The sequence below is a fragment of the Burkholderia sp. Ac-20345 genome (assembly GCF_017104825.1).
GTDB classification, from domain to species: Bacteria; Pseudomonadota; Gammaproteobacteria; order Burkholderiales; family Burkholderiaceae; genus Burkholderia; species Burkholderia lata_B.
On sequence record NZ_JAAGPO010000032.1, the window covers coordinates 33,426 to 55,018 of the forward strand.

At 65.9% G+C, this 21,593-nt stretch carries 20 protein-coding genes; 13 read left to right on the plus strand and 7 right to left on the minus strand.

Annotated elements, in window-relative coordinates:
- Positions 1 to 103 precede the first annotated feature (103 nt).
- From G3O06_RS14620 to G3O06_RS14630, 3 genes are read left to right on the plus strand one after another with little or no spacing between them, the layout of a single operon-like run.
- Positions 104 to 2,293: a TonB-dependent siderophore receptor gene (locus tag G3O06_RS14620; protein ID WP_205816508.1), complete on the plus strand. Its 2,190-nt coding sequence runs from the start codon at positions 104 to 106 to the stop codon at positions 2,291 to 2,293.
- A gap of 44 nt (positions 2,294 to 2,337) precedes the next feature.
- Positions 2,338 to 3,021: a Fe2+-dependent dioxygenase gene (locus tag G3O06_RS14625; protein ID WP_174916006.1), complete on the plus strand. Its 684-nt coding sequence runs from the start codon at positions 2,338 to 2,340 to the stop codon at positions 3,019 to 3,021.
- Positions 3,018 to 3,728, plus strand: coding sequence for a PepSY-associated TM helix domain-containing protein (locus tag G3O06_RS14630; RefSeq protein WP_205816509.1), 711 nt, complete (start codon positions 3,018 to 3,020; stop codon positions 3,726 to 3,728). Before G3O06_RS14625 ends, G3O06_RS14630 begins: the two co-directional genes overlap by 4 nt.
- A 10-nt stretch (positions 3,729 to 3,738) precedes the next feature.
- On the opposite strand, the gene G3O06_RS14635 is transcribed toward G3O06_RS14630, so the two are convergent.
- From G3O06_RS14635 to G3O06_RS14655, 5 genes are all read right to left on the minus strand, one after another.
- Positions 3,739 to 4,107, minus strand: coding sequence for a YbjQ family protein (locus G3O06_RS14635; protein ID WP_174916004.1), 369 nt, complete (start codon positions 4,105 to 4,107; stop codon positions 3,739 to 3,741).
- 127 nt (positions 4,108 to 4,234) lie between these two features.
- A complete protein-coding gene (locus G3O06_RS14640; RefSeq protein WP_174970207.1) occupies positions 4,235 to 5,488 on the minus strand; it encodes a M20/M25/M40 family metallo-hydrolase in 1,254 nt (417 codons plus the stop codon).
- A gap of 79 nt (positions 5,489 to 5,567) precedes the next feature.
- Positions 5,568 to 7,280, minus strand: a complete 1,713-nt coding sequence (locus G3O06_RS14645) for a M36 family metallopeptidase (protein ID WP_174998065.1) — start codon at positions 7,278 to 7,280, stop codon at positions 5,568 to 5,570.
- A gap of 487 nt (positions 7,281 to 7,767) precedes the next feature.
- Complete coding sequence (locus G3O06_RS14650; RefSeq protein ID WP_174939048.1) at positions 7,768 to 8,712, minus strand: GlxA family transcriptional regulator; 945 nt, start codon at positions 8,710 to 8,712, stop codon at positions 7,768 to 7,770.
- 127 nt (positions 8,713 to 8,839) lie between these two features.
- Entirely contained in the window at positions 8,840 to 9,802 is a 963-nt protein-coding gene (locus G3O06_RS14655; RefSeq protein WP_205816510.1) for a helix-turn-helix domain-containing protein, read from the minus strand.
- A 244-nt stretch (positions 9,803 to 10,046) separates the two neighbouring features.
- On the opposite strand from G3O06_RS14655, the gene G3O06_RS14660 reads away from it, so the two are divergent.
- The 8 genes from G3O06_RS14660 to G3O06_RS14695 all read left to right on the plus strand — a co-directional run bounded on the left by G3O06_RS14660 (position 10,047) and on the right by G3O06_RS14695 (position 16,892).
- A complete protein-coding gene (locus G3O06_RS14660; protein ID WP_205816511.1) occupies positions 10,047 to 11,204 on the plus strand; it encodes an amine dehydrogenase large subunit in 1,158 nt (385 codons plus the stop codon).
- Between the two features lie 7 nt (positions 11,205 to 11,211).
- The gene (locus G3O06_RS14665; RefSeq protein ID WP_174981121.1) at positions 11,212 to 11,766 is read left to right on the plus strand and encodes a MauE/DoxX family redox-associated membrane protein; all 555 of its coding nucleotides are present in this window, start codon (positions 11,212 to 11,214) and stop codon (positions 11,764 to 11,766) included.
- Positions 11,763 to 12,389, plus strand: a complete 627-nt coding sequence (gene mauD / locus G3O06_RS14670; RefSeq protein WP_205816512.1) for a methylamine dehydrogenase accessory protein MauD — start codon at positions 11,763 to 11,765, stop codon at positions 12,387 to 12,389. Before G3O06_RS14665 ends, mauD begins: the two co-directional genes overlap by 4 nt.
- Before the next feature lie 39 nt (positions 12,390 to 12,428).
- Positions 12,429 to 12,974, plus strand: a complete 546-nt coding sequence (locus G3O06_RS14675) for a methylamine dehydrogenase light chain (RefSeq protein ID WP_011354212.1) — start codon at positions 12,429 to 12,431, stop codon at positions 12,972 to 12,974.
- On the plus strand, positions 12,971 to 13,471 hold the full coding sequence (locus G3O06_RS14680; RefSeq protein WP_205816513.1) for a cytochrome c: 501 nt from the start codon (positions 12,971 to 12,973) through the stop codon (positions 13,469 to 13,471). The genes G3O06_RS14675 and G3O06_RS14680 overlap by 4 nt, the downstream gene beginning before the upstream one ends.
- A 101-nt stretch (positions 13,472 to 13,572) precedes the next feature.
- Entirely contained in the window at positions 13,573 to 14,013 is a 441-nt protein-coding gene (locus tag G3O06_RS14685) for a cytochrome c (RefSeq protein WP_241019980.1), read from the plus strand.
- 33 nt (positions 14,014 to 14,046) lie between these two features.
- A complete protein-coding gene (locus tag G3O06_RS14690; protein WP_174970201.1) occupies positions 14,047 to 15,552 on the plus strand; it encodes an aldehyde dehydrogenase family protein in 1,506 nt (501 codons plus the stop codon).
- Positions 15,553 to 15,674: 122 nt separating this feature from the next.
- Entirely contained in the window at positions 15,675 to 16,892 is a 1,218-nt protein-coding gene (locus G3O06_RS14695) for a porin (protein WP_205816514.1), read from the plus strand.
- Positions 16,893 to 16,923: 31 nt separating this feature from the next.
- On the opposite strand, the gene G3O06_RS14700 is transcribed toward G3O06_RS14695, so the two are convergent.
- A complete protein-coding gene (locus G3O06_RS14700; protein ID WP_205816515.1) occupies positions 16,924 to 17,373 on the minus strand; it encodes a DMT family transporter in 450 nt (149 codons plus the stop codon).
- Positions 17,374 to 17,494: 121 nt separating this feature from the next.
- Between G3O06_RS14700 and G3O06_RS14705 the strand changes: the two genes are divergently transcribed.
- Positions 17,495 to 18,373, plus strand: a complete 879-nt coding sequence (locus G3O06_RS14705) for a LysR substrate-binding domain-containing protein (RefSeq protein ID WP_205816516.1) — start codon at positions 17,495 to 17,497, stop codon at positions 18,371 to 18,373.
- A gap of 49 nt (positions 18,374 to 18,422) precedes the next feature.
- On the opposite strand, the gene G3O06_RS14710 is transcribed toward G3O06_RS14705, so the two are convergent.
- A complete protein-coding gene (locus G3O06_RS14710) occupies positions 18,423 to 20,006 on the minus strand; it encodes an isocitrate lyase (protein ID WP_011354218.1) in 1,584 nt (527 codons plus the stop codon).
- Between the two features lie 610 nt (positions 20,007 to 20,616).
- Here G3O06_RS14710 and G3O06_RS14715 point away from each other — a divergent pair.
- Positions 20,617 to 21,570 carry a choline ABC transporter substrate-binding protein gene (locus tag G3O06_RS14715; protein WP_174998071.1) on the plus strand — a complete coding sequence of 318 codons (954 nt, stop codon included), beginning with the start codon at positions 20,617 to 20,619 and terminating at the stop codon, positions 21,568 to 21,570.
- The last annotated feature ends 23 nt before the right edge of the window (positions 21,571 to 21,593 follow it).

Consider the following 21,593-nt stretch of genomic DNA (forward strand, 5'->3'; position numbering starts at 1 on the left):
GCCGCCCTCAGCCTGATTCGGGACGGCCAGTCAGCCAACGTATCCGTGCCTCGTGCGCGCATCATCGCGCGTCCACGCGGACGGTTTTCCCGACTGGATTTCCATGCCGAACAGGACCCCGCTCGCGAGCGCGCTCGCGCTGGCCTTTGCCATGCCCATCGTTTCGCCCGCGCTCGCGCAGGGCGCACCCGCCGTCGACGCGAACCCCGTTGCCGACGCAAAGCCCGCCGCACGCACGCAGGACACGCTGCCGACGATCAGCGTGTCGGGGCAGGCCGAGCATCAGGACTTCCAGGCGGAGCGCTCGACCGTCGGCGCGAAAACCCCGACCGCGCTGCGCGACATTCCGCAGTCGGTCACGGTGATCAACAAGGCCTTGATGGAATCGCAGGGGCTCACGTCGTTCCAGGATGCGCTGCGCAATGCGCCGGGCATCACGATCGGCGGCGCGGAGGGCGGGCAGATCGGCAACAACATCAACCTGCGCGGCTTCACCGCGCAGAACGACATCTATCTCGACGGCTTCCGCGACCGCAACCAGTACTACCGCGACACGTTCGATCTCGATTCGGTCGAGGTGCTGTACGGCCCGTCGTCGATGCTGTTCGGGCGCGGCTCGACGGGCGGCGTGATCAACCAGGTGTCGAAGAAGGCGAACCTGAAGCCGTCGGCCGAGGTGTCGACGACGATCGGCACCGACGATCGCTACCGCACGAGCGTCGACCTGAACCGGCCGCTCGGCGCGACGTCGGCGTTCCGCATCAACGCGTTCGGCCAGTCGCTCGGCTCGACGCGTGACGTGATGAAGAACAAGGACTACGGGATCGCGCCGGAGCTGCGCTTCGGCATCGGTACGCCGACCGAGGTCACGCTGTCCGCGCTGATCCAGCACAACTACGACATGCCGGACTATGGCGTGCTCGCGGTCAACGGCCATCCGGCGCCGGTGTCGAAGAACACGTTCTACGGCCTCACCGACGACCGCACGATCCAGGACGTGCAGACGGTGTCCGCGCGCATCGACCATCGCGTCAACGATGCGCTGACGATCAGCAACCGCACGTCGTTCTCGCACTCGATGACGGATGCGCGCGAGACGGCGGCGAACGCGGTGCTGACCGGGCCGCTGTCGTCCAGCACCGCGCTGGCGAACGGCAACTACACGTCGTTGCCGATGTCCGCGCTGTACGTGAAGCTCGCGAGCCACGATCGCGTGATCGAGAACCATTCGATCGACAACGACACGATGGCGCATTTCAAGTTCGACACGGGGTTCGTGAAGCACGACCTGATCGCCGGTGTCGAGGTCGGCCACGACAGCTACACGAACCAGACGTACACGCGCAGCGGCCTGCCGATCCTGTCGCTGATCGATCCGGCCTATCTGGCATCGACGGCGACTAACGCGACCCAGACGCCTGCCAATCATGCGGAATCGGGCGCGACGACGCTCGCCGCGTACATGAACGACACGGTATCGATCGGCCGCGACTGGAAATTCGTGGGCGGGCTGCGCTGGGATCGCTTCCAGGCGCATCTCGCGAACACGGTGAGCGCGCCCGGCTATGCGTCGCAGACGAACTATTTCACGAGCGTGCGGGCCGGCCTGATCTACCAGCCGACCGATTCGCAGTCGTACTACTTCTCGTACGGCACGTCGTTCAACCCGTCGCTCGAGACGCTGACGGTCACGAACAACACGCAGAACCTGTCGCCCGAACACACGAAGTCGTATGAGGTGGGCGGCAAGTGGGACCTGCTGAACGACAACCTGTCGGTCACGTCGGCGCTGTTCCAGCAGGAGAAGAGCAACGCGCGCACGCAGACGTCGACGGGCGAATACCTGCTCGAAGGCGATATCCGCGTGCGTGGCTTCCAGGCGAGCGTGACGGGCCACATCACGCCGAAGTGGCAGGTGTTCGGCAGCTACACGTACATGAACGGCGTGATCCTGAGCGCGCTCGACGGCACGCAGGGCAAGACGCTCGCGAATACGCCGCGCAACACCTTCACGCTGTGGACGACGTATGCGTTCACGCCGCACTGGGAGATCGGCGGCGGTCCGACGTACATGTCGGGACGCTACGCGGCGAACACGGACTACGTGCAGGTGGGCGGCTATACGCGCTGGGACGCGACGGCCGCGTATCACGCGAAGCAGTGGGACCTGCGGCTGAACCTGCTGAACCTGACCAACAAGTTCTATTACGATGCGCTGATCCAGTCGGACGGCGGCCGCGCGGTGCCGGGCGTCGGGCGTACGTTCCTCGCGACGCTCGACTACCGGTTCTGAGCGATACGCATGCCGCCGCGGCATTCGATGAAAAAGGTGGAACGATGCTTGTACACATCCCGAACGTACTGACGCCCGAACAGGTGCGCATGATGCGCGACCGGCTCGATCATGCGGGCGACGCGTGGGTCGACGGCCGCGCGACGGCCGGCTACACGGGCGCGCCGGTCAAGCGCAACCAGCAGATCGCCGAGCATTCGCCGGTCGCGCGCGAGCTGGGCGACGTGATTCTCGCCGCGGTCGAGCGCAATCCGCTGTTCATCAGCGCGGCGCTGCCGAACCAGGTCTATCCGCCGCTGTTCAACCGCTACGAAGGCGGAATGACGTTCGGCAGCCACGTCGACGGCGCGGTGCGCGTGCTGCCGAACGGCGTGAAGCTGCGCACCGACGTGTCCGTCACGCTGTTCCTGTCCGCACCCGACGAATACGACGGCGGCGAACTCGTGATCGAGGATGCGTATGGCGTGCAGCAGGTCAAGCTGCCGGCCGGCGACCTGATCGTCTATCCGGCGACGAGCCTGCATCAGGTCACGCCGGTCACGCGCGGCGTGCGGGTCGCGAGCTTCTTCTGGGTGCAGAGCCTCGTGCGCAGCGATGCGCAGCGTGCGCTGCTGTTCGACATGGACACCGCAATCCAGCGGCTCAATGCCGGCGGCGCTGACGCGCAGGCGTGCCGCAGTCTCGTCGGCTGTTATCACAATCTTTTGAGAATCTGGAGCGAAACGTGAGCGTTGCCGATCCCATCGAAATCGACGCGGCACCCGCGTCGCGCACTGCGCCGCGCGCGCGTCCGGCCGGCGCCGGCGGCGCGCGATCGCGCCGCGGCACGTTCATCAAGTGGCTGCGCAAGGTGCACGGCTGGGTCGGGCTGTGGGGCGCCGCGCTCGGCTTGCTGTTCGGCACGACGGGGTTCCTGCTGAATCATCGTGCGCCACCGCTGCGGATCCAGACCGGCGCGCCGAAGGTCGAGACGTTGCGGCTCGACGTACCCGATCCGGAGCCCGCATCGCCGCAAGAACTCGCGAAATGGTTGCGCGGGCAACCGGATCTGCATCTGCCGGAACGCATGGGGCGCGTGCAGAAGGAGCCCGCGCATCCGGTCGCATGGGGCGACCGCGAGACCGTGCAGCCCGAGCACTGGCAGCTCGTGTTCGCGTCGCCGCGCGAGAACGTCGCGGTCGACTACTGGGTCGGCAGCGACACGATCACGCTCAAGCGCACCGGCAACGGCACGCTTGCGTGGCTGACGAACCTGCACAAGGGCGTCGGGATGAGTATCGGCTGGGTGCTGCTCGTCGATACGCTCGCGGGTGCGCTGATCCTGCTGTCACTGACGGGCGTGCTGCTGTGGACCGAACTGAACAGGCGCAAGACCGTCGGCGTGGTGCTCGTGATCGGCTCGATCGTCGCGATCGTGTGGGCGGCCGGCGCGTAGCGGTTGACGCTCAGGCGCCGGCGTCGCGCGCGACCCGCACGGCCGTGCCGTAGCAGATGACTTCCGTGACGCCCGCCCCGATCTCGGTCGAGTCGTAGCGCATCGCGACGATCGCATTCGCGCCGAGCTTGCGCGCGTCGCCGAGCATCTTGTCGAACGCTTGCTGGCGCGCCTTCTCGCACAGCGACGTATAGAGCGTGATGTTGCCGCCGAAGATGGTTTGCAGCGACGCGCCGAACGAGCCGACGATCGAGCGCGAGCGCACGATGATGCCCTGTGCGACGCCGAGCGAGCGGACGGTCGTGTGGCCGGGCAGGTCGAATGCGGTCGTGACGCGTTCGGGCGTGAGATCGTCGAACGAGCGGGAGATATCGGTCATGGCATGGCACCGTGTTGCTGAAGTGAGCGAATGACGATTCTATCCGGAACGCCAAACGGGCTCGACCGGGTTCGAACGGGCGCGCCCGCACCACGCGCCCGTTCCACCGCAACCGGCCGTCGCCGGGTCAACGCTTGACGGTCGCGCTGCCGTTCCCGCCGAGATCAACCGCGTAGGCGAGCGCCAGCTTGCCGAACTTCAACGCGTGATTCGCCTGCCGATCCGAATTCTCCAGCGTATCGTTCACGGTATGGATATACGGACTGTCGTTCTGGTCTGCCTCGAACGGGAACGACGCCGGATAGCCTTGCGCATTCCACGACGCGTGATCCGAGCACGCATACCCGCACTGCGACGTGCCGATCGCGAGTTCCGGCAGGTAGGTCTTCGCCAGGTTCGTCAGGTAGGTGTTCTGCGACGCGTTCGTGTAGTCGGTGATCAGGTAGATATCCTTCGGATCGCCCTTGTAGTTCGTCATGTCGAGCTGCAGCACGCCGACCACGTTCGCATTCTGCGCGCGGAACTGCTTCGCGATCGCTTTCGAACCGAGCAGTCCGGCTTCCTCGGCTGCGTACCCGACGAACTTGATCGTCCGCTTCGGCTTGTAGTTGTTCGCCAGCAGCACGCGCAGCGCTTCGGTCAGGCTGGCGATGCCCGACGCATCGTCGTCCGCGCCGGGCGAGCGCGTGTTCTCCGTCGTGCGGCCGACCGTCGAATCGAGGTGGCCGCCCAGCACGACGGTGCCCGCGGCCGGGTCGCTGCCGCGGATCGTCAGGATCACGGATTTCTGCGGAAAGCCCGTGTGCGCGAACTGCTCGACGGTGATGTCTGTGCGCGAACCCGCCAGCTGCTTCCACTGCAATGCGAGCCAGTCCGACGCGGCGACGCCGTGCGACGTCGTGTAGTAGCGGTTCGTGAAGCCGGACAGCGACGTGATCGTGCCGACGATGTTACTGGCCTGCAACTGTTGGATCCACGTGCCGATCTGTGGCGCGTTCGATACCTTGTACACGGCGGCCGTGGCCTGCTTCGCGAGCGTCGGCGGCAACGGCTGCAGTGCCTGGCGCGCTTCGTCGAACGAGTCGTGCACGACATAGCCGGGCCCGTGGCCGCGCGTATGGTGGACGGCGTGGGCGAGCTCGCCGAGCCGTGAATCGTCGATTTCGACGACGTGGACGGTTTCGCGGCGCGCGGCGCCGTCGGCCGTCTTGCCGGCGTCGAGGGTCGTGCTGTATTGCGCGGTGGCGCTGGCGTCGATGCGTTGCAACTGGCGGAACGCCGTGTCGCCGAGCGTGATCCACACCGGCGTCGCGTGCGCGGCGGCGGTCAGCAGCATGCCGCCGAGCGCGGCGCTCAGACGGGTCAGTTTCAGAGTAGGCATGTTCGATCTCGTGAGGATGGCGATGTCGAGGAAGAGGGCGTGCCGCAGGTCGTGCGACGCGCCCCCGCCTGCTGCGGAATTACGACTTCTTCGGTACGGTCACGCCGTACGTGCAACTCTGGTTGTACGCATTGCCGATCGCGGTGAGCTGCGCGCTGCTGTAGCCGAGCGCGGACGCAGCCGTCAGCACGGCCTGAGCGGCGGCCTTCTGGTTGGTCGAGCTGTTGGTCATCGACAACCCCTTCAGGAACGCCTTGTCCATCGCCTGCGCACCGATCGCTTCGCGTGCGACGAGGTTGCACGAGGCCCAGTACTGGCCGGCCGTATGAATCTCGGCGCCGCGCGCCTGCGCATAGGTGCGCCCGACGTTCCAGTTGGTCACGCGGCCGCCCCAGAACTCATTGTGGCCGTCCCAGTTGTAGACCCAGTGGTACTGCGCATCCGACGGGCTCCACTGGTTGAAGTCGCGGCTGTACGCGGCGGCGAGATAGTCGCCGGTGCCTTCCGACAAGCCTTCCTGCTGCGACAGGCCGCCGTTCGTTACCCAGTCGTGGATGCCGTGGCCGAGCTCGTGGATCACGACGTCCGAATCCTCCGCGTCGTCGACGCCGCCTTGCCCGAAGGTCAGCCGGCCGCTGCTCGACGAGTACGACGAGTTGTCGTCGCCCGATTCGCCGTGCGGGTCGTACTGCACGCCGCCCGTGTACTGGTACGGCATCGCCTTGATGCCGAGCGTCTGGTTCACGTAACGCAGGAACGTGTCGATGTGGTAGTACGTGTTCACGGCCTCGAAGTACAGGTTGCCGCGCGTGAACTCGAACGCGGGCGTTGACTGCACGGGGCACGCCTTGTCGAGCGGCGCGTCGAAATCGACGCATGCGGCATACGGGCCCGACAACGAGTAACGCCCACCCGACTGCGCAAGATCCTTCAGCGTCACGCGCACGCGTGCGGCGGTGAGCTGCGATGAATCGGTGTCGTTGCTGTCCTTGTAGCCCGTGCTCCCGTAGCTGCTCTTGGTCGGCGACAGCGGGTCGGGACGGAACACGAAGCCCGTGCCGTCGGTCGCGTAGAACGCCTTGTCCTCCGCGCGCAGCACTTCGCCGCTGCCCGAGTCGATCAGCAGTTCCCAGTCGCCTTTCGGGCCGTCGTTCGGGCGGCCGCGCACTTTCCACACGGTATGCGTGCCGGTCTTGTCGACGAAGGCCACGAGCTGCGCGTCCAGGTTCGTGAAGCCGCTCACGCCGAGATACGCGCGTGCGCGGTCGAGCGCTTGCTGCTGGTCGACGGCCTGCGACTTGCGGGACGTCGCGACCACGCCGTTGATCGTGTTGCTCGCGACGTACAGGATGCGGCCGTCCTTCGCGACCGTCACCGCGATATCGCTGCCGTACACGGGCAATCCGGCCGCCTGTTGCTGCAGGCGCACGACGGTGAAGTCGGCATCGGCGCGCTCCGACGTGACGACGAGGCTCGCGAGCGCGGTCGCGTCGAGCCCGAGCTGCGTGGCCTGCGACGCGACGAAGTCGCGCGCGGTGGCGGCGGGCGTCGTGGCGGTCTTCTTCGCGCGATACGCGGGGTTGTAGAGCGTGACGGCGACGCCGTCCGAGCGGTACTGCCCGGCGGCCGTATCGGCCTTGGCGACCGGCGGCGCGACGCCGCGTGTCAGGCTTTCGCGCAGGCTCGTTGCTTGCGGATTCGAGACTTTCGTATCGGCCGCGGTGCCGCCGACGATGCCGAAACCGAGCGCGAGACCCAGGGCGAGCGGCAGTGCTTTGCGTGATGTCTGCATACGTGATCCTCATCTCAACGGTTGGACACGCCCGCGCGTTCGTGGCGCGCAGGCACGACACGGCCCGCGCGCCGGCTCGATGGAGCCGGTGCGGCGAAGCGGTGTTGGGAACGTCGACTGACTAAGGAGCCCTAAATGTCAGGTCGAAAAGAAACGGGCGGGCGAAGAGCGGGGGGAGCGGACGAAGAAGCGAACGGAAGGCAGGTGCGGCGACGGCGAATCGAGCATCGTCATGTCATACCCCTCGGATCGGATCGATATCGGTTGGTAGCCCGCGTGGCGCGGCGCGTCGAGATACAGCACGCGTGTCGTTAGGCTGCCTATCTAACTTTTTTTGGTATGTTACAGAATATTTTCAGCGACATTCCAATTTATTTTCGATGACCGCTTCGGTCCGTCGATCAATCGCCGGAATTGTTCAGCGAGCGGCGGGAAACGCTGCCGGAACGCGTAATACCGCGCCAGATTGTGCTTAAATCCGCGATGATCAGCGTGTTGCGCGCCGGTCGTTGCGCGGGCTCAACCCGAAGCGCGTGCGATACGTGCGCGAGAAGTGCGACGGCGATTCGAACCCGCACGCGACGCAAACCGACGTGATGCTCATGTCGGTCTGCTGCAGCAGTTCACGTGCGCGATCGAGGCGCAGGTTCAGGTAGAAATGCGTCGGCGTGTCGTTCAGCGTCGCGCTGAACAGCCGTTCGAGCTGGCGGCGCGTAATCGATACCTCCTGCGCGAGCGCATCGGAGCCGAGCGGGTTTTCCATGTGCCGCTGCATCGTGCCGATCACCTGGATCAGCTTGCGGTTGTGCACGCCGTAGCGCGCGGCGATCTCGAGCCGCTGGCTGTCGGAGCGCTGCCGGATCCGGCTGACGACGAACTGCTCGGAGATCGCCGCCGCGAGATCGGCGCCGTGCCGGCGGCCGATCAGGTCGAGCATCATGTCGATCGACGCGGTGCCGCCCGCGCACGTGATGCGTCGCTCGTCGATCTCGAACAGCTCCTGCGTCGCGTTCAGGCCGGGGTAGCGCTCACGGAACGCGGCCAGCGCTTCCCAGTGCAGCGTGAGTGGCTGCGACGCGTCGAACAACCCGGCTTCCGCGAGCACGAAGCTGCCCGTATCGATGCCGCCGAGCGTTGCACCATGGCGGTGCTGGCGGCGCAGCCAGTCGCCGATCGCGCGCGTGTAGCACACGAGCGGATCGAAGCCCGCGACGACGAACACCGTATCGACCTTGTCGACCTCCGCGCACGCGGCTTCGGCGGCGACCGGAATGCCGTTGCTCGCGGCGACGGGCGCGCCGTCGGCACTGATCACATGCCAGCGATAGAGCTCGGTGCGAAAGCGGTTCGCGACGCGCAGCGGTTCGACCGCTGACATGAAGCCGAGCGCGGAGAAGCCGGGCAGCAGCAGGAAGTGGAAATCCTCGGGCATCGGGGCAGGCAGTGGAATCCGGGAGTCGTCGCGCATCGCTCGGGGCGGCGAGCGGTCGGGCAGGTGCCGCGGCCGGTTCGCGCGCGCCGAACGGTCAGCGGGAAATTATCGCGGGTTTTGCGCGGGCTCAGCGCGTTTTTGCGCCGCGCACGGCCCGGCGCGCGGTGGTCGACGGCAACTCGCCGAACTGCGCCTTGTACGCGTTCGCGAAATGCCCGAGATGAATGAAACCCCAGCGTGCGGCCGCGTCGCTGATCGGCAGGTCGGACTGCCGCGTATCGAGCAGCATCCGCCGCACTTGCGACAGGCGCAGGGAGCGCACGTAGTTCAACGGGCTGGTTTGCACGACCGATTGGAAACTGTTCTGCATCGTGCGCCGGCTCACGCGCAATTGCGTGCACAGGCTCAGCACGTCGACCGGTGCTTCGGGATGGCCGATCACGTAGTCGTGCACGCGGCGCACGATGTCGGCGCGGCAGGCGTGCGTGAGACGGTTCGACGGTTCGGGAATCCGGTACGTGAGGAGATCGACGAGCACGTTGCCGATCTCGCCGCGCAGTTCGCGCTGCGTGCGCGCGTCGCGGTAGGTATCGGGCGCCGACAGCACACGTTCGAGTTGCGAGGCGACCTGCACGCTCGCGCGCATCAGCACGGCGGTGGGCATGTCGACGACACCGCGCCGCAACGTGGCTTCGTCGAGGCGGACATCGGCCGCATCCTCGACCTGCTGCGTCAGTTCGCGATCGGCGACGACACCGATCAGCGACATGTCGTCCGGCGAATGCAGCTCGAACGGCGCGCCGCCGCGCGCCATCACCATCGTGCCGCGTTCGATGCGCGCGCCGCCGAATGCGAACGCGCCCGAGCCGGTGAGCGGCATGCCGAACACCGTATGGTCGTGCGGCAGTCTTCCGCGCTGGATGATGCGAACGTTGGCGGCTTCCTGGAACAGCTGCACGCCGTCCAGCACCGCATGCTTGACCGCGCTGCGATACGCGCCGGAGCCGATCTGGTCGTAGCGCTGGTTCCAGCCGCGCAGCGCCTCGGCATGCCGGTCCGCGTTGTCGAACCTCTCGTGAAACACGAACACAGCGCCTCCAGGTGCGTCGATCAGGACCGCGCAAGATTAAACCGACCGCGTGGTCGGCGCAATAAGGGGGAGCGCTATTCCGGGCGCATTCGTCAGAGGGTCGGATGCCTCGGGCCGATGCGGCTTTCAGGCGGTTTTCCAATATCCCGAATCGGCACGCACGCGGTGCCGGTCCGGGTGCTGACCGGATTTATTGTCGAACTACAGTCGCCCCACATAACGTGATTCCCCAACTGGAGGCGACATGAGGACAAGGCGACGAACCGCGGTGCTCGCGGCGACGCTGGCGTTCGCGGCGGCATGGGTCGGCAGCGCGAACGCAACGGAAAAGCCGGAGGAACTGGTCGTGCAGAAGATGCCGCCGTGGCATCCGCACGAGGTCTATATCGTCGACATCTCGATGCCGTCGATGACCGACGGACGCATCTACGTGTACGACGCCGATGCGAAGAAGCTGCTCGGCCAGATCGACGGCGGCTTCGGCCCCGGCTTCGCGATCTCGCCCGATCACCGGACGAGCTTCGTCGCGACGACCTACTTCTCGCGCGGCTCGCACGGCACGCGCACCGACGTCGTCGAGATGACCGACAACACGACGCTCGATCACGCGGGCGAGATCGTGATTCCGGCGAAGCACGCGCAGCACGTGCCGTCGCCGTACAACACCGCGTTCAGCGCGGACGGCAAGCGACTGTACGTCGCGAACATCACGCCGGCCGCTTCGCTGACGGTGATCGATGCGGTGTCGAAGAAGGTGCTGTCGGAGATCGACACGGCGGCCTGCGTGCTCGCGTATCCGTCGGGCAACGACCGTTTCACCGCGCTGTGCGAAAGCGGCAAGGCGCTGACCGTCACGCTCGATGCGAACGGCAAGGAAACGAAGCGCACGATGTCGGATGCGTTCATCGACGTCGACAAGGATCCGGCGTTCGTGAATGCATCGCGCTACAAGGGCGACTATCTGTTCACGACGTACGGCGGCAACGTGCGCAGCGCGGATTTCAGCGGCGACAAGCCCGCGTTCGGCAAGCCGTGGCCGCTGTTGACGGACGCTGAGCGCGCCGAAGGCTGGCGCCCGGGCGGCATGCAGCAGACGGCTGTTCATGCCATGCAGAACCGCTACTACGTGCTGATGCACAAGGGCGGCGACGGTTCGCACAAGGATCCCGGCACGCAGGTGTGGGTGTACGACCTGAAGTCGAAGCAGCGTGTCGCGCGCTGGGATCTTGCGCAGCAGAAGGTCGATCCGCTCGTGTCGATCCAGGTCAGCGAGGACGACAAGCCGCTGTTCTACGGGCTGACGGCGACGTCCGACCTCGTCGTGATGGATGCGCGCACGGGCAAGCTGCAGAACGTCGAGAAGCAGATCGGCAATACGTCGTCGCTGCTCGTCAACCCGTGAGGCCGCGATGACGCTCGATCCCGTACTTGCCACCAGCGCGCAGGCCGGCGCTGCCGTCGTCGTGCTGCTCGGCGCGTTCGCGAAGATGCGGCGGCCCGCCGCGTTCAGCCAGGCACTCGCCGGCTACCGGCTGCTGCCCGACGCGCTGACCGCGCCCGTCGCGTTCGCGATTCCGCTCGCGGAACTCGTCGGCGCCGCGGCGTTGCTGTTTCCCGATACGCGCACGGCCGGCGCGATCGGCCTGATCGCGTTGCTCGTGGCCTTCGCCGCCGCGATTGCGATCAATCTCCTGCGCGGCCACACCGACATCGACTGCGGCTGTTCCGGCTTCGCGGCAGCGCGCACGGACGCCCCGCGCGGCATCGGCTGGCTGCACGTCGGGCGCGCGCTGCTGCTCGCCGCGCTGGCCGCGACCGCGCTCGTCGAGCCGGGCGCACGCGCGGTCGTGTGGTTCGACTACCTGACGCTGTTCTTCTCCGTGCTGCTGATCGTCTGCGCGCTGCTCACCGTCGACGTGCTGCTCGCCAACGTACCGCGCCTTTCCCACCTGAGGAATTCATGATGCAAACCGCTCTCACCGTTTCCACCGCCCTGCTGTGGGTGGCCGTCCTCGCGCTTGGCGCGATCTGCCTCGCGCTGGTGCGCCAGATCGGCATCCTGTACGAACGCATCATGCCGGCCGGCGCATTGATGATCGACAAGGGGCCGGCGGTCGGCGCGATCGCGCCGACGTTCGAGCTGACCGACATTCGCGGCTCGCAGGTGAAGGTCGGCGGCATCGATGCGTCGGGCAAGGCGACGCTGCTGTTCTTCCTGTCGCCCACTTGCCCCGTCTGCAAGAAGCTGCTGCCGCTGCTGCCGTCGCTGCAGGCGAGCGAATCGACGCCGGTGAACATCGTGCTCGCGAGCGACGGCGATGTCGACGAACACACGCGTTTCGCGCGCAAGCACGATCTCGGGCGCTTCCCGTACGTGCTGTCGCAGGAGCTCGGCCTCGCGTACCAGATCGGCAAGCTGCCATACGCGGTGCTGCTCGACGAAACCGGCACGGTGCGTGCGAAGGGGCTCGTCAATACGCGCGAGCATCTCGAGAGCCTGTTCGAAGCGAAGGAGCGCGGTGTCGCATCGCTGCAGCAGTTCGTGCACGGCGATCACAGCCACGACGCGCACGCGCAGCACGCATGACCGGCCGACCCTCTTTCAACGTCAAGGGAGAACAACGATATGGGCCTGTTTGATTCATGGTTCGAGCGGTCGGCGCGCGGCGTCGCGCAGCACAGTTCGCGGCGCAGCGCGATGGCGAAGCTCGGCAAGGTGCTGGTGGGATCGGCGATGCTGCCGCTGCTGCCCGTCGATCGCACTGCGTACGCGGCCGATGCGGCGTCGGGCGCGTCGGCGGCGTCCGGTGGCGCCGCATCGGGTGCAAGCGACGATCCGATGAGCTGCGACTACTGGAAATACTGCGCGATCGACGGCTGGCTGTGCAGTTGCTGCGGCGGCACGTCGAGCAGCTGCCCGCCGGGCACGACGCCTTCTCCGATCACGTGGATCGGTACCTGCCGCAATCCGCACGACGGTTCGGACTACATCGTGTCGTACAACGATTGCTGCGGCAAGACGTCATGCGGCAAGTGCTTCTGCAACCGCAACGAGCGCGAGAAGCCGCTGTACAAGCTGTCGCTGAACAACGACATCAACTGGTGCATGGCCAACGGCAATTCGAACTATCACTGTTCGGTTTCGGTTCTGCTGGGAGCGGCAAAACAATGAAAGTGAAGCAAGCGGGAAAGATTGCCGTCGTATGCATGACGGCCGTGGCGGCCTTCGCGCTGGCGAGCCCCGCCTGCGCGCAGGAAGCCGTGCATTACCCGGCCGGCAAGAGCCTGTTCGACGCGCAGTGCGCGGTGTGTCACCAGGCGGGCGGAAAAGGGCAGGACGGGCTCGCGCCGCCGCTGACCGAGTATCCGGGCAAGTATGCGACGGCCGAGCCGGGACGTGCGCAACTGGTCGCGACGCTGCTGCACGGGATGTTCGGCGAGATCAAGGTGCGCGACAAGAACTACAACTTCAAGATGCCGTCGTTTGCGAGCGCGAGCGACGACGATATCGCGCACGTGCTCAACTACGTCGTGTTCGATCTCAACGCGCAGCACGGCGACGCGAAGCCGTTCACGGCAGCCGATATCCGTGCGGCGCGCGCGAAGGCGATGGACGGCACGGCCGTTCATGCGCAACGCGAAGTTGTCGTCAAGGGGCTCGGCCTGTGAAGCTCGCGTGCACGCCCGGTGTTAGCGACGCCGCGCCACGCACGCGGTGCGCAGTGTCGTCGCGGCTCGGCAGTGCGTCGCGTCGCCTGGCGTCGCTGCTGATGCTGGCCGGGGCGGTCGTCAGTCTGACCGCAGCACCTGCGCATGCCGAAGGCCCGGCCGACGCGGCGCTCGCGCGTCAGCACTGGGTGCTCAACTGCATGGGCTGCCACACGGCGACGGGCGGCGGTATTTCCGGCAAGGTGCCGCCGCTTGCCAACTCGCTCGGCTATTTCACGCATCTGCCGGCCGGGCGCGAGTACGTGATGCGCGTGCCCGGCGCGTCGAACTCGGCACTGTCGGACCAGGATCTGGCCGACGTGCTCAACTGGGTACTCACAACCATGAACCACGACGCGCTGCCGCGCGACTTCAAGCCTTATACGGCCGCCGAAGTCGCCGCGCACCGCCGTCCCGCCTTTTCCGATGTCGCGACTGTGCGCGCCGGCCTCGTTCGCGCGTTGCAGGCACGCGGGATCGACGGTGTCACCGATCGCTACTGACCGACCCATTCAGGAAATCGAGGAATCAAGAAGATGGAGACGAACGAACATTTCCCGCTGCTCGACGCCACGCGCGCATTTCTTGCGAAGCCGAAGAAGATGCTGATCGGTGCCGAGTGGAGCGACGCGGCGTCGGGCCGCCAGCTCGACGTCGTGAACCCGGCCGACGGCACCGTGCTCGCACGCGTGCCCGAAGCGGACGAGCAAGACGTGCAGCAGGCCGTCGCCGCCGCGCGGCGCGCATTCGACGCGGGGCCGTGGCGCACCGCGAAGACCACCGACCGCGAGCGCCTGCTGCTGGCGCTGGCCGACCTGATCGAAGCGAATGCACGCGAGCTGGCCGAAATCGAGTCGCTCGACAACGGCAAGCCCGTGATGGTGGCGCAGGGGCTCGATGTCGCGATGGCCGCGCAGTGCTTCCGCTACATGGCCGGCTGGGCGACGAAGATCGAAGGCAGCGTGATCGACGCGGGCATGCCGTACATGCCGGACAGCGAGATCTTCACCTATACGCGCAAGGAACCCGTCGGCGTGGTCGGCGCGATCATTCCGTGGAATTTCCCGCTGCTGATGGCCGCGTGGAAGCTCGCGCCCGCGCTGGCCACGGGCTGCACCGTCGTGCTGAAGCCCGCGGAAGATACCCCGCTCAGCGCGTTGCGACTGGGCGAGCTGATTCAGGCGGCCGGGTTTCCCGACGGCGTCGTCAATATCGTCACCGGCTACGGTCACACGGCCGGCGCCGCGCTGTCGCGCGATCCGCGCATCGACAAGATCGCGTTCACGGGTTCGACGCAGACGGGCAAGACGATCGGCCACGCGGCGCTCGACAACATGACGCGGATGTCGCTCGAACTAGGCGGCAAGTCGCCGGTGATCGTGCTGCCCGACGTCGATCCCGACAAGGCCGCACTCGGTGTGGCGAACGCGATCTTCTTCAACCAGGGGCAGGTGTGCACGGCCGGGTCGCGCGCGTACATCCATGCGAAGGTGTTCGACGACGTGATCGAGCGCGTCGCGAAGATCGCCGCGAGCCTGAAGATCGGCCCGGGCATGGACCCGTCGACGCAGATCGGCCCGCTCGTCTCGGCGAAACAGCGCCAGCGCGTGTGCGGCTATATCGACTCGGGCTTCGGCGAGGGCGCCCGTGCCGCCGCGGGCGGCCGCGCGATCGACGGCCCCGGCTTCTTCGTCGAACCGACCGTGCTGGTCGATACGACGCAGGCGATGCGCGTCGTGCGCGAGGAGATCTTCGGGCCGGTGCTCGTCGCGATGCCGTTCGACGACGTCGACACGGCCGTTCAGCTCGCCAACGACACGCCTTACGGCCTCGGCGCGAGCATCTGGTCGAACGATCTTTCCGCGATCCACAAGCTGATCCCGCGCATCGCGGCCGGCACCGTGTGGGTCAACTGCCACTCGCTGCTCGACAACGCGATGCCGTTCGGCGGGATGAAGCAGTCGGGGTTCGGTCGCGAACTCGGCCGCGCGGTGATCGACCAGTACACGGAAAGCAAGTCGGTGATGATGAACTACGCATGAGCGTAGCGGCGGGTGCGTGCGTTGCCGCTACGTCGGCCGCGCACGCATACCGATATGCCGGTGTATTCGGATGCCGGCATGCGGCCGCGACACATATACGACGTATCAGGGGGAGACGACCGATGACGGATCTGACGACGCCGCGCAGGATCGCGGCGGCGGTGGCGGCGCTCGCCGTCACGCAGGGGGCGCATGCGTTGAGCAGCGTCACGCTGTATGGCGATGTGGACGCCGGCATCACGTACACGAACAACCAGCAGACGACGGGCGCCGACGGCGCGGTGCGCGGCGGCCGCAACGTTCAGGTGACGGGCGGCAATCTCGCGCCGCCGCGCATCGGCCTGACCGGCAGCGAGGATATCGGCGGCGGCACGGCTGTCGCGTTCAAGCTCGAGAACAGCTTCTGGATGAACAACGGCAATCTTCTGCAGGCGGGTACGCTGTTCAACCAGAACGCATGGGTCGGCCTGTCCAACGATCGCTACGGCACGCTGACGATCGGCCGTCAGTTCGACTCCTACACGACGACGCTCGCGTCGTATGCGTCGAGCGTTCCGTGGGCCACGCTGTATGGCGCGCATATCGGCGACGTCGACAACCTCAATGCGGCGCTGAACCTGAACAACGCGGTGCAGTACGCGAGCCCCACCGTGGCGGGGTTTGCGTTCAGCGGCACGTTTTCGTTCGGTGGCGTCGCCGGCGATTTTTCGCGGCAACGCGGCTGGGCGCTGGCGGCGAGCTACAACCACGCGCCGTTCTCGTTCGGGGTCGGCGTGCTCGACCTGAATCATCCGCTCGATGCGGCGCTGGGCGGCGCGCAAGGCTATATCGGCGATTTCGCGTGTTCGAATCCGGCGGCGATGTATTGCCAGCTGCAGAATGCGCGCGCGTTGCGGGCGATCGGCGCAGGCGGGTCGTATGCGATCGGGCCGGCGACGGTCGGCGTCGTCTATACGCATACGACGCTCGACGGCAGCCTGTACTTCGCCGATCCCGCGCATCCGCATGGCGCCGACGCGCGATTCGACATCATCGAGGTCAACGCGACCTTGTCGGTGACTCCGGCGCTCATGCTGGGGGCCGCGTATATCTACAACGCGATGAAGACCGACGCGAACGGCTCGCCGAAGTTTCATCAGGCGAACCTGGGCATGACCTACAACCTGTCGAAGCAGACGACGCTCTATACCGTCGGCATCTTTCAGCAGGCGGCGGGGCATGGCATTGGCACCGATCCTTTGACGGGCGGCTCGGCGAACTACGCGCAGATTCCGAACCTGCCGAACTCGACCAGCCGTCGGCAACTGGCGGTGACGGCCGGGTTGAAGCACAACTTCTGATCGTGCGGACGCGGCGGACGCTGCGATCGCGTCACGCGCGAACCAGCACCACCCCGAGAATGAGGCACGCCGCGCCGGCCATGCGGATCGGGCTGGCCGAATGCTGCTGGATGCCGAGCACGCCGAAGTGGTCGAACACGAGCGCGCCGGTCATCTGCCCGACGACGATCAGCGCGAGCGTCGTCGCGGCGCCCAGTCGCGGCACCATCAGGATCGCGATGCCGACGAACAACGCGCCGAAGAATCCGCCGGTCCAGCTGAGCCACGACCCGGCACCGGTGATGGTGCCGGTGCCGCTCAAGCGCGGATGCGGGGACAGGAGCGCGACAGCGAGCATCGCGGCGAGGCCAACGAGGTAGCTGACCGACCCGGCCCACCACGGCGAGCCGAGCTGTGCACGGAGGTTGGCGTTGAGCACCTGTTGCAACGCCACGCTGACGCCGGCGGCAACGACCAGCAGATAAGACAGGAGAGTAGTCACGAAGAGGGCGGCTCCGGCGAGGTGGCCGTGACGGCGGCTCCGGCACGGCAGGCTTCCATTCTGGGAAGCGCGACGGTATAACGCAAATATCAAATTTGGCGCTTGTCCATCTCTTTTCGGCATGCCATCCCTGAGGCAAATCCAGTATTTCCTGACCGTGGCCGATCTCGGCGGCTTCACGCCGGCCGCGAGCGCGCTCCACGTCGCGCAGTCGGCGCTCAGCCGGCAGATCGGTCAACTCGAAGACGAGCTGGGGTTCCTGCTGTTCGACCGGGAGCCGAGGGGGGTGCGGCTCACGCCGGCCGGTACGATCTATCGCGATCGTGTGGCGTCGATTCCGGCAACCCTGACCGCCGCGGCCGAGGAGGGCGCGCGGTTGTCGCGCGGCGAAGCGGGCGTACTGCGGCTCCTGCATTCCAGCACCGTTCCCGTCGGCAGCCTGATGCCGGTTCTCGAACGCTTCATGAGCGCGTGTCCGGGCGCGCGGATCGATCTCGACCGTGCATCGTCCGAGGATCAGGTCCTGGAGATCGCGAACGGCAACGCCGATATCGGAATCGTTCGTCTGCCGGTGCTGCGCCGCGATCCGCGCGTGCGTTTCGTCGAGCTCGCAGCCGAGCGTTTGTGCGTGGCGGTGCCGGCCGATCATCCGCTCGCGGGCCGCAAGCGCACGGCGATCTCGCGGCTGCGGCACGAGCCGTTCGTAGCGGCCGTGTATCGGGAGCGGGGCGGGCTCGCGCGCGTCGTGATTGATCTTTGCCTGAAGCGGGGATTCGTGCCGGCTACCGCCCGGATCGTGTCGCCGAAGACGTCGATGCTGAATCTCGTCGCGGCCGGGCAGGGTGTCGCGGTCGTGCCGGAACGGATGGCGAGTCTCGGGATCGACGGGGTCGTCTTCGTGCCCATCTCGGATGAAGACGCAAAGTCGGTTTGCGCGCTGGTGTTGCCGGTCGAGCCGACGGTTCTGGCGGACGCGTTCGTGCGGGTGATCGCGGAATAAAAAAAGCCAACCCGTAACGGGTTGGCTTTTTGCCTGGAGATGACCGGTATCAGAACTGGTTCATCGTGTTGTCCTTGCCTGCCGCCTTCAGCGCTGCGTCGCCGCTGAAGTATTCCTTGTGATCGTCACCGATGTCCGAGCCGGACATGTTCTGGTGCTTCACGCAGGCGATACCCTGGCGGATTTCCTTGCGCTGCACGCCGGCCACGTAGCCCAGCATGCCCTGGTCGCCGAAGTATTCCTTGGCCAGGTTGTCGGTCGACAGCGCGGCGGTGTGGTACGTCGGCAGCGTGATCAGGTGATGGAAGATGCCTGCTTCACGGGCTGCGTCAGCCTGGAACGTGCGGATCTTTTCATCGGCCAGCTTGGCCAGTTCCGTCTCGTCGTATTCCACGCTCATCAGCTGCGCACGGTCGTAGGCCGACACGTCCTTGCCCTCGGCCTTCAGCGCGTCGTACGCCTGCTGACGGAAGTTCAGCGTCCAGTTGAACGACGGGCTGTTGTTGTACACCAGCTTCGCGTTCGGGATGACCTTGCGGATCTCGCTGACCATGCCGCCGATCTGTGCGATGTGCGGTTTTTCGGTTTCGATCCACAGCAGGTCGGCGCCGTTCTGCAGCGACGTGATGCAGTCGAGCACGCAGCGTGCTTCGCCCGTGCCGGCGCGGAACTGGAACAGGTTGCTCGGCAGGCGCTTCGGACGCAGCAGCTTGCCGTCGCGCTTGATGACGACGTCACCGTTGCCCAGTTGGTCGGCCGACAGTTCTTCGCAGTCGAGGAACGCGTTGTACTGGTCGCCCAGGTCGCCCGGCGTGCTGGTCACGGCGATCTGCTTGGTCAGGCCGGCGCCCAGCGAGTCGGTACGGGCGACGATGATGCCGTCGTCCACGCCCAGTTCCAGGAACGCGTAGCGGATCGCGCGGATCTTCGCGAGGAAGTCCTCGTGCGGCACCGTGACCTTGCCGTCCTGGTGGCCGCACTGCTTCTCGTCGGACACCTGGTTTTCGATCTGGATGCAGCATGCGCCTGCTTCGATGAACTGCTTGGCCAGCAGGTACGTGGCTTCCGCGTTGCCGAAACCGGCGTCGATGTCGGCGATGATCGGCACGACGTGCGTGACGTGGTTGTCGATCTTGTCCTGGATCGCGGCCTTCGCGGTGGCGTCCTTGGCGGCGTCCAGCTCGCGGAACAGGCCACCCAGTTCACGGGCGTCGGCCTGGCGCAGGAACGTGTACAGCTCGCGGATCAGCGCGCTGACCGAGGTCTTTTCGTGCATCGACTGGTCCGGCAGCGGGCCGAACTCGGAACGCAGCGCGGCAACCATCCAGCCGGACAGGTACAGGTAGCGGCGTTCGGTGCTGTTGAAGTGCTTCTTGATCGAGATCATCTTCTGCTGGCCGATGAAGCCGTGCCAGCAACCCAGCGACTGCGTGTACTTGGCCGGATCGGCGTCGTAGGCGGCCATGTCGGCGCGCATGATCTTCGCGGTGTACTTGGCGATGTCCAGGCCCGTCTTGAACTTGTTCTGGGCACGCATGCGGGCGGCGTACTCGGGGCTGATCGCATTCCACGCGCTGCCGTGGTTTTCTTTCAAACCGGCAACTGCCTTGATGTCGTCTTGATACTGGGCCATGTCAATCTCCTGGGAGCAAAGCGCGTTTGAGTAACTGGTTGAGCGTGCCCGCTACGTCTGTCGAAGCGAACTGCATGGGATAAATAGTAACGCCGCCCGTTGAGCTTTTGGCGATGTCTTATATAAGACATAAGACATTATTTCTTCTTGATTTTCAATGGGTTACGTTGTGATTTTTACGATGCAAAACATGTTTTCAAGCGACGAAAAGGCGTCGGCGCAGGAATTCGGCGTAGATTTCGCAATACGAAACGCGCTTTCGGCTGCTGGAGACCGGGCCAGCTTCACATGCGCCCATGACACCCGTTCGTCGGGGTGGCGCGAATACGCTGGGCCGGGAGCCGCACCGGCACTTCGTTTCGCCCCGGTTGAATCGAAAGCGTTGCGCCGCATGTGGACAAGCTGAATCAATCGGAAATGCGCGTTAAAACCCCGCCTGATAAGCCTCACAAGAAACCTAGTGGTTTCCACTCATAGTCGCAAACAGTCAAGAACAGGTCGCCGCCGGTCTTCTCGCGACCAATATGGCTCGTTACTTTTACTCCCACGATGCAGGCCGGGCACACCCCGCGCACCGGCTGCCGCGAGTCAAACCGGGAGGAAACGAACCATGAAGTCGACGAAGATCGCCGCGCTTGCCGCGGCCGTGCTGGCGACCGGCGCGTTCACGCACACGGCGCTTGCCGAAACGGAAGCCGCGACCTGCCGCACCGTGCGTTTCGCGGATATCGGCTGGACCGACATCACGTCGACCACGGCGCTCGCGTCGACCGTGTTCGAGGCGCTTGGCTACAAGCCGACCACGACGATCGCGTCGGTGCCGATCTCGTTCGCCGGCCTGAAGAGCAAGCAGCTCGACGTATCGCTCGGCTACTGGTGGCCCGTGCAGCAGAAGCAGCTCCAGCCGTTCCTCGACAGCAAGTCGATCAACGTCGTCGAACCGCCGAACCTGTCTGGCGCGAAGGCGACGCTCGCGGTGCCGAGCTATGAATACCAGGCCGGCCTGAAGACCTTCGAGGACATCGCGAAGCACCGTGCGGAACTCGACGGCAAGATCTACGGGATCGAGCCGGGCAGCAGCGCGAACGCGACGATCCAGAAGATGATCGACACGAACCAGTACGGGCTCGGCGGCTTCAAGCTCGTCGAATCGAGCGAGGCCGGGATGCTGGTGACGGTCGAGCGCGCGATCCGCGAGAAGAAGTGGGTTGTCTTCCTCGGCTGGGAACCGCATCCGATGAACATCCAGCTGAGCATGAACTACCTCTCCGGCGGCGATGCGTCGTTCGGGCCGAACTACGGCGAAGCGCGCGTGTACACGCTCACCGCGCCCGACTTCATTTCTCGCTGCCCGAACGCGGGCAAGCTCGTCACGAACCTGCGCTTCTCGACCCAGCTCGAGAATCAGCTGATGCAGTCGGTGATGAACAAGACGAAGCCGGCCGACGCCGCGAAGGCGTACCTGAAGAAGAACCCGCAGGTGCTCGATCCGTGGCTCGCGGGCGTCAAGACGTTCGACGGCAAGGACGGGCTGCCGGCTGTGAAGGCGTATCTCGGCCTGTGACGGCTTGCGCGCATCACCTGGCG